Source organism: Arthrobacter globiformis (assembly GCF_030815865.1).
Taxonomy (GTDB): domain Bacteria; phylum Actinomycetota; class Actinomycetes; order Actinomycetales; family Micrococcaceae; genus Arthrobacter; species Arthrobacter globiformis_B.
On sequence record NZ_JAUSXI010000001.1, the window covers coordinates 786,325 to 800,599 of the forward strand.

Genomic DNA, 14,275 nt, shown 5'->3' on the forward strand with positions numbered 1-14,275 from the left:
TCCTCTTCTCTATTTGATCTCTTCGAGATGATGGCTCCGGCGCTCTTCCGCCCGGTAGATGGCAACGACTGTGATGGCGATCGTCAGAGCCCACACAGCACCCAGGGCAACGGTGCTGCCACTGGCAAACACAACCAAGCCTGCGGCCGCCAGCGGGGCCATTCCGCCACCGATGATCGAGGAAAACTGGTAGGACAGGGAGGCTCCTGTGTACCTAACCCGGGTGGGGAACTGCTCTCCCACGAACGCTCCGTACGGGCCGAACATGAGTCCCTCAACAGCCTGCGCCCACACGACGGCCAGCGTGAAGAACCAGACGCTACCGCTGTCGATGAGCCAGAGGAGGGCGGGCACCGAGAGCAGAATCAGCACGGCACCGGTCATCATCACCCGGCGCCGACCGAGCCGGTCACTGATCTTGGCACTCATCATGGTCGATGCGACCAAGGCGATGGAGCCGGCAGTTGTCACCAGCAGAGCGTCGGTCCGCTCAACACCAGCCTCGATGGCACGCGACAGACCCCAAACCGTAGTGATACCAGCGATGGCGTAGAGGCTCATGCCGGAGAGCACTGTGGTCAAGAGATTCTTGCCGTTGTTCTTGAACATCGCGACGAGCGGGATGTCGGGGGCCTCGGTCTTGTCCATGTTGGCAAAGACCGGGGTTTCAGTGACTGAGCGCCGGATAAGGTACCCCACAGCCAGCAGCAGGACGCTGAACAGGAATGGGACGCGCCAGCCCCAGGTGACAAATTGGTCGTTCGGCAGCAATGAGACCAAGGCGATCGCCAGGGTCGCGAAGATGCCTCCCGCAGCGGCCCCCATGTTAGCGAAGCTGGCGGCGAAGCCCCTCTTCTCTGCGGGTGCGTGCTCGAGAACCAGGAGCATCGAGCCACCAAGCTCCCCGCCCACGGCGAAGCCCTGCAACAGGCGCAGCATGACCAGCACGATCGGCGCCATGACCCCGATCGTGGCCGGGCTCGGGATCAGACCGACGAGCGTGGTGGAGATCCCCATGAGCATCATGGAGGCGATGAGGACTTCTTTCCGGCCGTACTTGTCGCCGAAGTGCCCGAACACGGCACCGCCCAAGGGTCGAGCCAAATACCCGGCTGCCAAGGTGCCAAACGACGCAAAAACGCCGACCGCTGGGGGAAGGTCGCTGAAGAAGACCTGGCTGAACACCACCGCCGACGCTGTGGCGTACAGCAGGAAGTCGTAGTACTCGATGAGATTGCCCAAAAACGCCGAGGCGATGATCCGCCGCATGCTCTTGGTGTTGAGACTGGTGTTCTCCGCGCCGGGGATCCCGACACGGTTGGTTCGGTTGACCTGTGTCATGACTTACCTTTTGGTCTTAGATGGGTCGCCAGCACCGCTGCGTCGATCAGGACGTCGTGATCGTGTCGTATTCCAGCAGCAGGTGGCCTTGCTCCTGAGTGCGTGCGGTAGTTATTCGAGTAAATGATCATGGTGCTGCTTAGCCGCTTGTCCGCTGCATCATTCTACAAATGCGATGTTAAAGTATCTATAGATGTAGAACGTACAGCCGGGGCAGGGTGGTGTCAGTCACAGTGCGGGATGTTTAAGTCGGGGACTCCAGCCGAACAAGCGCGACGCCTGAAGGCAGCACTACTCTCTCAATGAAACGGATGAATCGGTCCGCTCGGGACGGGCAAGACACATCTCGCTACCGGGCTCGGCCTACGTGCCACCCAACTGGGCCACCGGGTCCTTTTCGCGACCGCGATCGACTGGGTCGCCCGGCTCCAACCCGGCACATCAGAACGGCAGACTGCCCAAAGAACTCATCAGGCTGCGCCGTTACGGGCTGATCATCGTCGACGAGGTCGGCTACATCCCGTTCGAGCAGGACGCCGCGAACCTGTTCTTCCAGCTCGTCTCATCGCGCTACGAGCACGCTTCGCTGGTCCTGACCTCGAACCTGCCCTTCGCCCGCTGGGGCGACGTCTTCGGAGACCAGGTCGTGGCCTCGCCATGATCGACCGCATCGTCCACCACGCCGAAGTCATCACCCTCAAGGGCTCCAGCTAGCGGCTCAAGCACACCCTGGCCGACTCGCTGCCCTCGACACGGCCGGAAAGTACGGGAGAATAACCAACGTCAACGTGGCTCACCTTTTCAACCCACGAAATGGCTCACTTTTCGACCATCGCTGACACGCGGTTGGACAGGACTGAATCCCAGAGGCTCGCGTGGAGCCTCGACTACGCCCTGGGCAGTGGGGCAGACCGCTTCATCCAGGTTCCGCTTTTTGACCAATCTGTTGCCCGCACCGGCACTGACACATAGGCTCAACATGTGAGTGGCGGGGACGGCAATCCGAAAAGCGGATCCGGCCCGCGACCCGTGAAGGAAAAAAGCATGGCAACAGGTACGGTCAAGTGGTTCAACGCCGAAAAGGGCTTCGGATTCATCGCCCCCGACGACGGAAGCGCTGACGTGTTCGCACACTTTTCAGCAATCGCATCCAGCGGCTACCGCTCCCTGGACGAGAACCAGAAGGTTCAGTTCGACGTCACCCAGGGCCCTAAGGGTCCGCAGGCGGAGAACATCCAGCCGCTCTAAGTGGTTCTCAGGAAGCTGGCCGGCTGCAAACCGGCCAGCTTCTCTGTTTTCACCCAGCCCCGGAGCCGCACGCATAGCGGCACGACCACACACGGAGGCCCGCCAGCCCAAAGGCAACCGTTCTGAAGGTCCAACAATTCCATAACAGCAGCAGCGGCGGGTCTGGGCACCCACAGCCCGCGCATCCAGAACCACTGTCGCCCCTACTTCGTGAATTCGGACTCCTTGCCCGCCTCGGCGGAATAGCACAGGACAACGAAATCCTCTACAAGGTTCAAAAGGGCTTGGCTTGGGCTTGGCGGAGGTACTGGTAGACCGTTTCCCGGCTGATGCCGTAGTCGCTGGCGAGGACGGATTTGGGGATTCCATTGGCTGCCCGCTGGACCAGTTCGGCCGCGCGTTCCGGTGTGAGGGTCTTTTTCCGTCCTTTGTAGGCGCCGCGCTGCTGGGCCAGGGCGATGCCTTCCCGCTGCCGCTCCCTGATCAGGGAGCGTTCGAATTCGGCGAAGGCACCCATTACCGAGAGCATGAGGTTGGCCATGGGGGAGTCCTCCCCGGTGAAGACCAGGCTCTCTTTGACGAACTCCACCCGCACGCCCTTACGGGTCAGGGTCTGGACCAGTGAGCGCAGGTCATCCAGGTTGCGGGCGAGCCGGTCCATGCTGTGCACGACGACGGTGTCCCCGTTACGGGCGAACCGCAGCAGCTCAGTCAGCTCCGGTCTGGTCGTGTCCCTGCCCGAGGCTTTGTCCGTGAAGACCCGATCCAGAACCTGGCCTTCGAGCTGGCGTTTCTCGTTCTGGTCAAGTGTGCTGACGCGCACGTACCCGATCCGCTGACCAGCCACCAGAGCCTCCAAACCCTCAACCTGTCAGATTGAGTTCTATGGCCTTTACCGAAGCAGGTCAAGATACTTCGATCGTTTGATGTCAGAGTGGGGTGTGCCGTATCTGGACTCAAGCTGTCTCAGTTCCCAAGAACTGGGACCTCCTGATATCGCTCGAATCATTTTTCCTTCGGCGAAACGAATGGCTCCGGAGTTTCCCGAAGCCGTTGTCTCACTCCACCCGAGTGTCGCCGGCGGTAGGACCCGGCGACACGCACCAGCATCCGACACGACGGCAGCTAATTCGAACCCACCCTGCGTGTCCTGGCCCGAGGAGGTCTGGTGGGTGGTGCGCCCGAACGGTCAGGCGAAGCAGGCGGAGCGTGGTGCTCCGTTGCACCAGGCACCAGATCGGGGAGTAAGAGGCAAATGGTTTGAGGGGCCGGTCGGTCCGTGTCACGGGGCGACTGGTCGGGCACGGCGGCGCTAGGCTGTTCCCCGGATGCTGGCTTAAGCAAGTGGTCCCACAAGTAGCCTGATACAACGTGGGCTGGGGAGTCAGGTCTACGGCTCCCCGAGAACTTCATTGAGGCGTTCCACCCGACAAGAGCTGGATCTCCCTGATCGTCGTCCGCTCGTCCCGCCGCCATGCCTTGACCATACGAGCACGTCTCAGGGCATAGGGGCCAGACATGCGGAACCCGAGTCCATGCCAGACGTGCGAGCGTCTTCAGCTGGCATGAGAGCCTGATTCGACAGAGGTTCGATCGTCAATATTCGGCTTTCCATTGGAAGAATCCATGGACAATCCCTTCTCCGCCATCTCCCGACGAGCTCGCCTCGTTTCGGACGGATTCACGTTCGGCTCCATGGGGGCGGGCATCGGGAGGTCCGAGTCCGCAGGAGGCCTCTCAGGGCCGGTCAAAGGTTCCTCCTTATGAACCGAGACATCCTTTTTCTTCTTCCACACCTCCTCCTCTGCCTTCGTGCTAAGTCCGTGGCTGTCCTTGAACGCTTCGACCCAGGCAGTCAACCGCGGCTCCCACATGCCAAAAAACTGCATCAGTACGAGGATCAGGAATAAGAGACCAGACGTAATACCGGCGGCAATGATGAACTCGGCGGCAGGCCACTCGGAGCGCGCGAACCAGGTCACAGCCCCGCCGACAAAGACAGCGAGGAGCACACAAGCCAGGGGGAGTAGCTTGATACTGACCAGCTGCTCCCGGCGGCGCATTCTGGCTATGACCATTTGCTGGTCGCGCCAGCTGAGCTCTTCGAAGTCGTCCAGCGCCTGCGGAAACGGATCGTTCCAAAGAACGGCCGATTCGAGGCGTGCCGGTCCCTTTGCGTCCGGAGCAAAATCGATTCGGCCTACTCGCCTGAATCCTCTGATTCCCTCGTTCTTGCCGTATTTCTCTTCATTAGTCCCCATGCGAGGATTCTAAACTCCTGACTCCGCCAATGAGTCTCTATCGGTCGTGAATCGCCAAGAGATTTAGCCTGCCGTTCGAGGAAATTCTGGGATTGTTTCGACCTTCTTATCCTCGGATGTGACTGCCATTACGTTCACAGATATATTAGTCGTGGCATTCCTATATATGACGCGCTTCCGCGCACACCGAACGACCCAGGAGACGGTCTATGTCGCACGAACAGCCCCTTTCGCCCGCCGCTCCGGCTCCTGCGGCCGCGGCGGTCCCGCTCGATCACGCTCCCTTCAAGCCGATCCACGCGCTGGCCACCGCCTGCGTGTTGGGAGGCGCGGCAGTCGACGGCTATGTCCTTGGCATCGTCGGTCCAGGTATCGCCTTGGCGGAGAACGATCTTGCCCTCACCGCGCTAAGCCAGGGCCTGATCGCCTCCAGCGCCTTGATCGGCGTCTTCATCGGCGGTCTGATCTTCGGCTCCCTGGCCGACCGGTACGGGCGCCGTCCGGTGTTCACGTGGAACCTGATCGCCTTCGTGGTGCTGTCCCTGCTCCAGCTGTTCACGGTCGGCGTCTGGGATCTCGTAGCCCTGCGCCTCGCGCTCGGCCTCGCCATCGGCGTTGAGTATGCCGTCGGCACCGCGGTACTGGCCGAGTTCTCCCGCAAGAAGGGCCGCGGCGTGCTGCTGGGCAACTTCGCCGTCTTTTGGATGATCGGTTTTGTCGCCGCCTTCATGGTCGGGCTGTTCTGGTCCGGGGATAACTGGCGCCTGCTGCTGGCGACCAGCGCCGTTCCCGCCTTCATCGTGTTCGTGCTGCGCTCTCGCTTGCCCGAGTCCCCAATGTGGCTCAAGGCCCGTGGCCGTGACGACGAGGCGGAAGCTATCGTGCTCAAGCATTACGGCGTGGGTTACGTCCTTCCTGAAGTCAAGCTTGACCAGAAGAACGCGAAGCTCTCTGAGCTGTTCACCCGGCAGACCTGGCGCACACACCTGTACCCCGGACTGTTCTGGTTCTGCCAGGTCGGCCCATTCTTCGCGATCTTCACATTCCTCACCCCGGTCTTCAACGGCCTGGGCATCACGGACGCCGTCACCGTCGGAATCTGGCTCAACATGGTCCAACTCGCCGGTGCCGTCTTCGGGTTGTATCTGCTGCACAAGCTGACCCGGCGCGGCTTCGTGAACTGGACCTTCGCCCTGATGTTCCTGACCCTGCTGTCCCTCGGGCTGTTCGGCAACGCTCCACTATGGCTGACCGTAGGACTCTTCGCGTTCTACCTGTTTATGGCCCCGGGAGCGAACAACATCCAGTACGTCTACCCCAGCGAAATTTTTGACACTCGTGTCCGCGGGACCGGCGTGGGCTTCTCCGCAGCGTTCTCCCGCATCTCCGCGGCCGGTGCCACTTACCTGTTCCCGCTCCTCCTGGCAGAACTGGGAACCTCGGCCACACTGCTGCTGGTATCGGCCTTCCCCCTACTCGGGCTTATCCTCTCCATCCTCTGGGCACCAGAAACCAAGGAAAAGACCCTGCGCTGAGGCAGAGTATCCGCTGCTCTCCCGCGGGCGTTCCCTGGTGAGGGACCTCAAGTTCAGGGAAAGCCCCCATGGCTGACGGAGAGCGTGCGGTTGGCCATGGGGGAGTGACTTCCCTTGACGCCCCTTAGAAGAACGCAGGACTTCCACGGCCCGTCAGGTTGGGGTGTACTTCATCTGGGAGCCGGCACCACCCAAGCAGAGGAAAGCCCTCGACCGGAGCCGGTCGAGGGCTTTCCTCATGTGCTGTGTTCGGGGAGGAGAAGGACGTCTACGGCTTGGAACCGTTCGCCTGGGCCCCGCGGCGTGGGGTCTCGAAGAGCAGGTGCTCGCCCTCCAGCACTTCGGGGTCTGCCGGTGCGACGGTGACACGCCCGCCCTTGCTGCCGGTCTCGGGGAGCGTGAAGTAGACGATGAGGGAGAGGGTGACAATGGCGATCATGTAGTACGCAACGAACATGGGCTGTCCGGCGCCGACGAATGCAGCGGCGATAAGTGGTGCGGTGCCTCCAAAGACGGCGATGACGATCTGGTGTGCGAAGCCGATACCGGCGACCCGGACTGAGGCAGGGAACAGCTCGGCCTGGATTGTCGGGTAGACCGCCTGCCAGATTCCGAGAACCACCCAACCGGACGCAGAGACCAGAACGTAGACCCAGAAGCCTGGCTGGTTCAGCAGCAGAAGCAGCGGGTAGAAGAGCACGATCATGCCGATGGCGCCGATGATGGGGAAAATTTTACGTCGGCCGAGGCGGTCGGAAAGGTATCCGCAGACCGGCACGATGACCACGAGCAAAACCAGGCCGATAACGCTTCCGGCCAGGGTGGAGGACAGGTCCCGGCCGGTGGTCAGCTTGGCATAGGTGGGGAGGAAGGTGGCCCAGGTGTAGTAGGCCACGGCCGGGGCAGAGAGTGCCGCTGCTTGGAGCAGAGCCTTCGGGTGTTCGCGGAGCAGGTCCTTCAGGCGCGCCCAGGCGGACTTTTGGTCGACGAGGGCAGCTGCCTCAAACTCAGGGGTCTCATCCGACTTCGCGCGCAGGATGAGACCGACGACGCCGAGGACGCCGCCCACGAGGAACGGGAGGCGCCAACCCCAGGCTGCGAGTTCGGCGGGAGCAAAGGATGATGTCACGATCGCGGCCGAACCAGTCGCTGCGAGGGTCGCGAGGCCGCTTGCCATGTTGGAGAACGAGCCGAACAGGCCCCTCCGGTTCGCGGGAGCGTGTTCGACCATGAACGCGATGGCGCTCTGCTGCTCGGTGCCGGCCGAGATTCCCTGGAGGATGCGTGCAACCAGAAAGAGAACAGGTGCTGCGTAGCCGATCGTCGCGAATGAAGGGGTGAGGCCGATGATCAGAGAGCCGAGCGCCATCCCGGAGATGGACAGCGTCAGGATGAGCCGGCGGCCGTAGCGGTCGGCCAGCGGCGAAATGATGATTCCGCTGAGCGGGCGTACAACGAAACCGACCGCGTAGGTGAGCAGCGCTGCGACAAGGGACGCGAACGGGTTCTCGCTTGGGAATATCTGTCCCGCGAACACCGCTGCCAGCAGCCCGTAGATGTACCAGTCGTACCACTCCACAAAGTGGCCGATCGTGCCTGCCACCATGTTGACGGAGCGCCGGGGCGGCTCCGGCACTTCCGGAAGGCCCGAGCTGTCGAGCGCATCTTTTGAGGTCTTCATTGAACTCTCCATACTTTCACGTTTGCTGAGGAGGGGGTCAGGGATTGAACCGGAGGCAATCGGTCCTACGGCTTTCACCGGAACTAATAAGATCGATTGCTGAGATCGGTTGCAGAGATCGGTTGCAACAACACTAAGGGCGACAAAAGAGACTGTCAACGTCTTTTTGTGAGCCGCGTCGCAGGTTCTGGCATTGCCGCCTCCGCGGGAGGGCCCCCGCTTTGCACTGGAGGCAGACGTGCTGCCTCGGCCGATTTAGGGGTGGTATGGCCCATTCATGCTGCGGGCTGTAAAAGCGGCCGGCGTAGAACTGGCCGAAATGAGCTGGCCTGCTGGTTCGAGCATCACCCCTCTGCCGGAAGGGGTGTCTCGTTGTTGTAGTCCACGAACCGGGCTCCGGACCACGCGCATTCCAAGCTCCCGTAAACGGACCAGTATTCCTCCCAATGGGAAAGTTTCCACTGGTCCCGTTCCAGGCCGCGGCGGGTAATCCGGTCCCGTAGAAGATCCTGGGGGACCCTCACCCGCACCACCGTCGTTTCAGAAGGTGGCCAATGGAACTTTTCTGCCGCGCGCGTCAGAAAATCCGGTTCGTCGAAGTAGGCTCCGAAAGGGGCGTCGAGCACGACGGACCGGCCCAGGCGCAGGTTGGCCCCGGCCACGTCCATGAGTGTCTCGTACTCGAGGGGCAGCAGGTTGTCTCGGTAGTAGTCGTTGGACTCCCGGTCGGTGGGGTCGTGTCCGGTCGCCTTCAGCGCGAACTCGACGAAGCGTCCGCATACCCGGTCCTTGTCCAGGTATGCCGCGTTGTGTTCTCTCGCTGTTTTCTGCGCGACCGTCGTTTTCCCTGAGCCGGCCGGGCCGATGACAATAAACACGCTGGGGACTGTCATCGGCGGGCCTCTGCCACTGCTGACAGGAACTCCTCGGCGGCTTTGGTGACGCGGCTGAAGTCGCCGTCCGGCTGCCATGCTTTTGTCACGTAGCTGCCGACGCCGACACCTGCTACGCCCGCCGCGAACCATTCGCCGACGTTCTCTACGGTCACGCCGCCCGCCGGCATGATCGGCAGATGCGCAAGGGGGGCGAGCACGGACTTGGCGTAAGGAATGCCGCCCGCTTCGGTGGGGAAGAGCTTGAGAATGTCGGCGCCGGCCTCCGCGGAGTTAACAAGCTCAGTGGGTGTGTAGGCCCCGCTCACGGTGGGTACCTGGTACCGGTTTGCTGTCCGGATCATTGCCGGATTCAGCTGGGGACTGACCAGGAATTCAGCCCCCGCGCGGATGCACTCATAGGCGGAGTGCTCGTCCAGCACCGTTCCGGCGCCGATCGCTACTCCATTGGCCCCATGCCTGGCGGAGAGCCGGCGGATTACATCGACGGCCCCCGGGATCGAAAGTGTGATTTCAAGGGCGCGGAAGCCTCCTGCAATGGCAGCTTCCGCAACACGTTCCGCCACCTCAGCGTTCTCAAGGCGGACGATGAGGACGGCGCCGGATTCGTCGATGGTCTGCAGGGTGCGAAGTTTCTTATACACGGTTGCCTTTCCTGGGGCCCAGGCGTGGTGATGCTCCTTGTTGCCTGGGCCACTGTTGAAGTGTCGTTGACAAACTTTCCCACCATCCATACTGTTATTGCAACCGATCTCAGCAACCGATCTCATACAAGGGGGTATCGCGGTTGACTCACGAACGCACAATCATTCTTGGTGCTTCTCACTGGCACACTCCGCTGTACGCCCAGGCGATCGCTGAAGTGCATCAGGTCGTCGGCGTCAGTGACGAGGACGTGTCCCTCGTGCAGGGGCTTGCCGAGGGCTGGGGAGCTCCGGTGGAAGCTGACTGGCAGAAGCTGGTTGACCTTCCCGATATTGGCCTAGCCTACGTTTTTGGTCCCCATGACGGGATGGCCGAGAAGTGCCATGCCCTGATCGAACGCGGTATCCCGTTCGTGGTGGAAAAACCGCTGGGAACGTCCCTTGCCGAACTTACTGCCGTGCGCAAAGCCGCCGATGCAGCCGGTGTGCCCGCCACCGTCCCACTGATCCAGCGGGGCGGTCCCACCGATCGATGGCTCGCCAAAGCCGGCCGGCCAACATATCAACGGACCTCCTTCATTGCCGGACCGCCCTCCCGCTACCTCGATAACGCCAATCCGTGGATGCTGGACCCGGCCAAGGCGGGCGGAGGATGCCTGGCGAACCTGGGCCCACACTTCGTGGACCTGTTCCTGCAGGGCTGTGACGCAACCACGGTACGTGTCCAGTCCCGGCTCTCGTCAACGCTGCACGGCGGAGCGGTTGAGGACCACGCCAGCCTCATCATCACTACGCCGGAGGGACGGGAAGCCATCGTGGAGGTTGGCTACGCATTCCCGGGCTCCCCGCTGAAGCGCTACTGCAGCTACACCTCGGCCGGCGAGGCCGGATATGCCTCCGTTGACTCTGATGGTTCTGCCACCTTCACCGCAGCCGATGGCACCACGGAGTCCGCCACGATCAACGTGGACAGCGACCCCCTCTACGATCCGTTCGTGCGGCGGGTCGCCCAGACGCTGGAAGATGGATTCCAGGGCTTGCCTACGCTGGCCCAGCTCGAAAACGTCATGCGCCCCATTTGGCAGGCCTATGACGACCAGCACGGAGGAAGAGAACATGCCTGATCTGAGTATCGACGTCGTTGCTAAGGCCGCCGGTGTCCACCGGTCCACGGTCTCCCGGGCATTCTCCCGCCCGGAAGCGGTAAAAAATGAAACCCGCGAGCACATCCTCCGGGTCGCCGAGGGGCTGGGCTACACAATGAGTCCACTCGCCCAGGCGCTTCGCACAAAGACCAGCACCTTCATCCCTCTGATCGTCCCTGACATCACCAACCCGTTCTTTGCAGAACTTGCCAAGACGATGACGCAGGCGGCGGACGAGCGCGGCTACCAACTACTGCTCTGCGTCACCAACGGCGACCCTGCCAAGACCGACGGATACTTCACCGCCATGCAGGCCATGTATGCCCCCTTCGGTATCGTCGCGCCCTCCACAAAGGTCGATACCGAGGCCCTGAAACGCTTCGACTTCGGCCACAAAGTGGTGGTGATCGACCGGGTGGAAGGCGACGATGCGGTCCCAACGGTCACCGTCGACAGCCGCCGCGGAATCATGCTCGCGCTGGACCACCTGCATTCGCTGGGGCACACTTCGATCGGCTACGTTTCCGGCATCGCCGGAACGCACACCGCCCAGGACCGGATGGACGCGTACCTGGAGCTGTCCGCCGACAGCGGCAGCGCACCTGTCGTGCTGGACAGCGGGTCGGATCTGGATGCGGGCACGCGTGGGGCAGAGCATTTCCTCGAAATGGAGAAGCCGCCGACCGCGATCATCGCCGCCAATGACATGGTTGCCTTTGCGGTAATCTCGGCCCTCGGCAAAAGCGGAGTGCGCGTACCGGAGGACGTGTCAGTCATCGGCTTCGACGGTCTGGCTTTGGGGGCCCGGTTCAACCCTCCCCTGACAACCATCCGGCAACCCATCGCCGACATGGGACACATCGCCATCGAACTGGCAGAGAAGCAGAACATCGACGGTACGGTGGACCACATCGTCCTCGAACCTGAACTTCTGGTCCGTGCCTCCACCTCGGGACCACGCAAATGACCGCGCATACTAACGGCGCCCCGGCAGGAACACTGCGGCGGTTGCCGGGGCTCCAGCACACGGACCACATCGGCCTGACCGTCCCCAACCTCGAGGAGGGTATCCGGTTCTTCGTCGACGTGCTCGGGGCCGAGGAACTGTACCGCTCCGAACGCGGGCCCGACGAAGAATTCATGCCCACAAACTTCGACGTCCCGGCAGATGCGAAACTTACCCTCGCCATGCTCCGCCTGCCCCCGAACCTCAATATTGAACTCTTCGAGTGGAGCAGCGCTGAGCGGCGCGAAACCCCGCCACGGCATTGCGATGCCGGCGGACACCACCTGTGCTTCGTCGTGGACGACGTCGATGAAGCGATCGCCGTGCTCCGAGAAACACCTGGGGTACGGGTGCTCGGTGAGCGCAAAGAAGTTGCCGGTGACAGCCCGCGCGTAGCCGGCAACCGCTGGACCTACTTCCTCACCCCCTGGGGGATGCTGATGGAGATCGTCGACCGGTCCCGCGTCGCCGCCCCACCCCGGCTGGTCGGTCCTGCGGACTGGGCAGCGGCTCCAATCACTTCCAGAAAGGACAACCAATGATGCGGCTTGCAGGTCACACACTCGGAACCCCGGACCACACGGTTCCCCAAGCACTAGCGCTCTTCAAAGCCGCCGGCCTCGACGCCGCGGAAGTCATCTACCAGGACGACTACCTGTCAGGGTTGCCTTTGGGGGACCGGCGCGCAGCGATGGAGGCACTCAAGGCTGCCGACAGCGAAGGCGTGCCGATCGTAGGCCTGACGCCCTACACCACAGCCATCAACTCACTCGATGACGTTGAGTGGCGCGGCGGGGTCGATGAATTCCGCGGCGCCATTGAAACCGCGCACATGGTCGGGGCTGACCGGGTTCGTGTCTACGCCGGATCCTGGCATGCCGGAGACTCCGACCACGCCCGGCGATGGGCAAGACTCGTGGATGCACTGCAAACCCTTGCACCCGAAGCTGAACAGGCAGGCGTGCGGCTCTGCGTTGAGAACCACTTCGGAACAATGACCCAGTCCGCGGCCGAAACCGCAGCCCTGGTCCGCGAAGTCGCGCACCCGGCCATCCGCGTTCTGTACGATCAGGCGAACCTGACATTCACCCACGACGAAAAATTCGAACAGGCCCTCGCTGTCCAAGGCGACCTGATCGGCCACGTGCACGTGAAGGACCTTGTCTTCACCGATCCCAACGCCGCCTTCCGCGCAACAGAAACAGCACGCGTCAACGCTTCCGAGCGGGCCGTACGATCCCGCGTCGTAGGAAGCGGTGTCGTTCCCTGGCCCCAAATTCTCGCCGGGCTGGTGCAACACGGCTACGACGACGTGCTCAGCATCGAACTTGAATACCGCTGGCACCGGCAAGACCTTCCCAAGCCCGAGGACGGATTCCGGGAATCAGCCGACGTCCTGCGCGCCATGCTCTCAGATCCCGCTCATGTAAGGAACGCCCGATGAACACCAACCGCCTGCGCGTCGGCGTCATCGGCGCCGGAAACATCGCCACCATTGCCCAACTGCCCACACTCGTCCAACGCGACGATGTTGAGCTGGCCGCCCTGGTGTCCCGCCGTGAGGATCCGAGCAGCCTGGTCCGACGCTGGGGCTTCGGCTCCGCATACCGGTCCGTCGAGGACATGCTGGATTCACAGGACCTGGACGCCGTCTTCGTCCTGACGCCCCGCTCCGAACATGCCCACGCGGTCCAACTGTGCCTGAACCGCGACGTCGACGTGTTCTGCGAAAAACCCCTGGCCCCGGCCACCGAGGAGGCAGAACGTTTAGCGGACCTGGCCGATGAGCGAGGCCGCATCCTGATGGTCGACTTCAACCGCCGCTATGCACCCGTCTACACCGCCGGCCGTGAGCTGTTCGGCGAGAAAGGCGCTACCTTCTGCGTCGCGCAAAAGAACCGCCCCGGATCTGAATACCGCGCCACGTTCGAGAACGCCATCCACATGGTCGACCTGCTCCGCTGGTACTGCGGTGGCGAACCCGTGGACGTGGCCGCACACGCAGCCGGCGACGACCCCTGGGAAGAAGACGGCGTCGCAGCCATGATCCGATTCAGCACCGGCAACACCGGAGTGCTCATGGCTGCCCGAACAGCAGGTGCCTGGAATGAAAAACTCGACGCCTACGGCGATGGCAAGACCGTGGAAGTCCGCGCCCCCGAAACAGTGTCGACCACCGTCCAGGGAGTCACCACCTCACGGGAGCTCAGCGCCGAGGCCTACGGCTGGGCCACAGCGACCGATACGCTCGGATTCTCCGCCGCCGTCCACCACTTCCTGGACCGGGTCGCCGACCGGGCCCAGCCACTGACCTCCGGCCGCGAAGCCGTTCACACCCAAAGGCTGCTCGACCGGATCCTCGCCGCCTCCGGACTGCCCACAGAAGAACAAGAAGGCCGGCAATGGGCAAGCCACGCCACCAGCGCGAACAACAGCTAGGCAGCACGGGCACGTACGCCACCCTGGACCGGGGGATTGCGGACAACAGGGCTTCAACAGTGCAGCAGCAGGTCAGGGCACG

Annotated in this window: 13 protein-coding genes and 1 pseudogene; 8 read left to right on the forward strand and 6 right to left on the reverse strand. The window is 62.5% G+C overall.

The window, feature by feature from the left end:
• Positions 1–9: 9 nt before the first annotated feature.
• Positions 10–1,341 carry an MFS transporter gene (locus tag QFZ33_RS03635; RefSeq protein WP_307024941.1) on the reverse strand — a complete coding sequence of 444 codons (1,332 nt, stop codon included), beginning with the start codon at positions 1,339–1,341 and terminating at the stop codon, positions 10–12.
• A gap of 315 nt (positions 1,342–1,656) precedes the next feature.
• On the opposite strand from QFZ33_RS03635, the pseudogene QFZ33_RS03640 reads away from it, so the two are divergent.
• Together QFZ33_RS03640 and cspE are read left to right on the forward strand one after the other, a co-directional pair.
• Positions 1,657–2,118, forward strand: a pseudogene (locus QFZ33_RS03640) (ATP-binding protein); the annotation flags it as partial.
• Positions 2,119–2,385: 267 nt separating this feature from the next.
• Complete coding sequence (gene cspE, locus QFZ33_RS03645; protein ID WP_104046164.1) at positions 2,386–2,589, forward strand: transcription antiterminator/RNA stability regulator CspE; 204 nt, start codon at positions 2,386–2,388, stop codon at positions 2,587–2,589.
• 274 nt (positions 2,590–2,863) lie between these two features.
• On the opposite strand, the gene QFZ33_RS03650 is transcribed toward cspE, so the two are convergent.
• Both QFZ33_RS03650 and QFZ33_RS03655 read right to left on the reverse strand, forming a co-directional pair.
• Positions 2,864–3,436, reverse strand: coding sequence for a recombinase family protein (locus QFZ33_RS03650; RefSeq protein WP_307024943.1), 573 nt, complete (start codon positions 3,434–3,436; stop codon positions 2,864–2,866).
• A 709-nt stretch (positions 3,437–4,145) separates the two neighbouring features.
• Positions 4,146–4,850, reverse strand: a complete 705-nt coding sequence (locus QFZ33_RS03655; RefSeq protein ID WP_307024945.1) for a hypothetical protein — start codon at positions 4,848–4,850, stop codon at positions 4,146–4,148.
• A 209-nt stretch (positions 4,851–5,059) separates the two neighbouring features.
• Here QFZ33_RS03655 and QFZ33_RS03660 point away from each other — a divergent pair, with 209 nt between their 5' ends.
• Positions 5,060–6,385 carry an MFS transporter gene (locus QFZ33_RS03660; RefSeq protein ID WP_307024947.1) on the forward strand — a complete coding sequence of 442 codons (1,326 nt, stop codon included), beginning with the start codon at positions 5,060–5,062 and terminating at the stop codon, positions 6,383–6,385.
• Positions 6,386–6,653: 268 nt separating this feature from the next.
• Here the strand turns inward: QFZ33_RS03660 and QFZ33_RS03665 are convergent, their stop codons facing one another.
• The 3 genes from QFZ33_RS03665 to QFZ33_RS03675 all read right to left on the reverse strand — a co-directional run bounded on the left by QFZ33_RS03665 (position 6,654) and on the right by QFZ33_RS03675 (position 9,603).
• Complete coding sequence (locus tag QFZ33_RS03665; RefSeq protein ID WP_307024949.1) at positions 6,654–8,066, reverse strand: MFS transporter; 1,413 nt, start codon at positions 8,064–8,066, stop codon at positions 6,654–6,656.
• Between the two features lie 344 nt (positions 8,067–8,410).
• Positions 8,411–8,959 (reverse strand): AAA family ATPase, encoded by a 549-nt coding sequence (locus tag QFZ33_RS03670; protein ID WP_307024951.1) that lies wholly within the window; start codon positions 8,957–8,959, stop codon positions 8,411–8,413.
• Positions 8,956–9,603, reverse strand: coding sequence for a bifunctional 4-hydroxy-2-oxoglutarate aldolase/2-dehydro-3-deoxy-phosphogluconate aldolase (locus QFZ33_RS03675; RefSeq protein ID WP_307024952.1), 648 nt, complete (start codon positions 9,601–9,603; stop codon positions 8,956–8,958). The genes QFZ33_RS03670 and QFZ33_RS03675 overlap by 4 nt, the downstream gene beginning before the upstream one ends.
• Positions 9,604–9,746: 143 nt before the next feature.
• Between QFZ33_RS03675 and QFZ33_RS03680 the strand changes: the two genes are divergently transcribed.
• The 5 genes from QFZ33_RS03680 to QFZ33_RS03700 are packed head-to-tail and all read left to right on the forward strand — an operon-like array spanning position 9,747 to position 14,193.
• Positions 9,747–10,727, forward strand: coding sequence for a Gfo/Idh/MocA family protein (locus tag QFZ33_RS03680; RefSeq protein WP_307024953.1), 981 nt, complete (start codon positions 9,747–9,749; stop codon positions 10,725–10,727).
• The gene (locus QFZ33_RS03685; protein ID WP_307024955.1) at positions 10,720–11,715 is read left to right on the forward strand and encodes a LacI family DNA-binding transcriptional regulator; all 996 of its coding nucleotides are present in this window, start codon (positions 10,720–10,722) and stop codon (positions 11,713–11,715) included. The genes QFZ33_RS03680 and QFZ33_RS03685 overlap by 8 nt, the downstream gene beginning before the upstream one ends.
• Positions 11,712–12,296: a VOC family protein gene (locus QFZ33_RS03690; RefSeq protein WP_307024957.1), complete on the forward strand. Its 585-nt coding sequence runs from the start codon at positions 11,712–11,714 to the stop codon at positions 12,294–12,296. The genes QFZ33_RS03685 and QFZ33_RS03690 overlap by 4 nt, the downstream gene beginning before the upstream one ends.
• Complete coding sequence (locus QFZ33_RS03695; protein ID WP_307024959.1) at positions 12,293–13,198, forward strand: sugar phosphate isomerase/epimerase family protein; 906 nt, start codon at positions 12,293–12,295, stop codon at positions 13,196–13,198. The genes QFZ33_RS03690 and QFZ33_RS03695 overlap by 4 nt, the downstream gene beginning before the upstream one ends.
• The gene (locus QFZ33_RS03700) at positions 13,195–14,193 is read left to right on the forward strand and encodes a Gfo/Idh/MocA family protein (protein WP_307024961.1); all 999 of its coding nucleotides are present in this window, start codon (positions 13,195–13,197) and stop codon (positions 14,191–14,193) included. The genes QFZ33_RS03695 and QFZ33_RS03700 overlap by 4 nt, the downstream gene beginning before the upstream one ends.
• Positions 14,194–14,275 lie beyond the last annotated feature (82 nt).

Bases quoted from the DNA above. Each gene is read 5' to 3' on its own strand.
- QFZ33_RS03635 (WP_307024941.1), bottom strand. From the start codon at position 1,341: ATGACACAGGTCAACCGAACCAACCGTGTCGGGATCCCCGGCGCGGAG.
- cspE (WP_104046164.1), top strand. From the start codon at position 2,386: ATGGCAACAGGTACGGTCAAGTGGTTCAACGCCGAAAAGGGCTTCGGA.
- QFZ33_RS03655 (WP_307024945.1), bottom strand. From the start codon at position 4,850: ATGGGGACTAATGAAGAGAAATACGGCAAGAACGAGGGAATCAGAGGA.
- QFZ33_RS03660 (WP_307024947.1), top strand. From the start codon at position 5,060: ATGTCGCACGAACAGCCCCTTTCGCCCGCCGCTCCGGCTCCTGCGGCC.
- QFZ33_RS03665 (WP_307024949.1), bottom strand. From the start codon at position 8,066: ATGAAGACCTCAAAAGATGCGCTCGACAGCTCGGGCCTTCCGGAAGTG.
- QFZ33_RS03670 (WP_307024951.1), bottom strand. From the start codon at position 8,959: ATGACAGTCCCCAGCGTGTTTATTGTCATCGGCCCGGCCGGCTCAGGG.
- QFZ33_RS03685 (WP_307024955.1), top strand. From the start codon at position 10,720: ATGCCTGATCTGAGTATCGACGTCGTTGCTAAGGCCGCCGGTGTCCAC.
- QFZ33_RS03690 (WP_307024957.1), top strand. From the start codon at position 11,712: ATGACCGCGCATACTAACGGCGCCCCGGCAGGAACACTGCGGCGGTTG.
- QFZ33_RS03695 (WP_307024959.1), top strand. From the start codon at position 12,293: ATGATGCGGCTTGCAGGTCACACACTCGGAACCCCGGACCACACGGTT.
- QFZ33_RS03700 (WP_307024961.1), top strand. From the start codon at position 13,195: ATGAACACCAACCGCCTGCGCGTCGGCGTCATCGGCGCCGGAAACATC.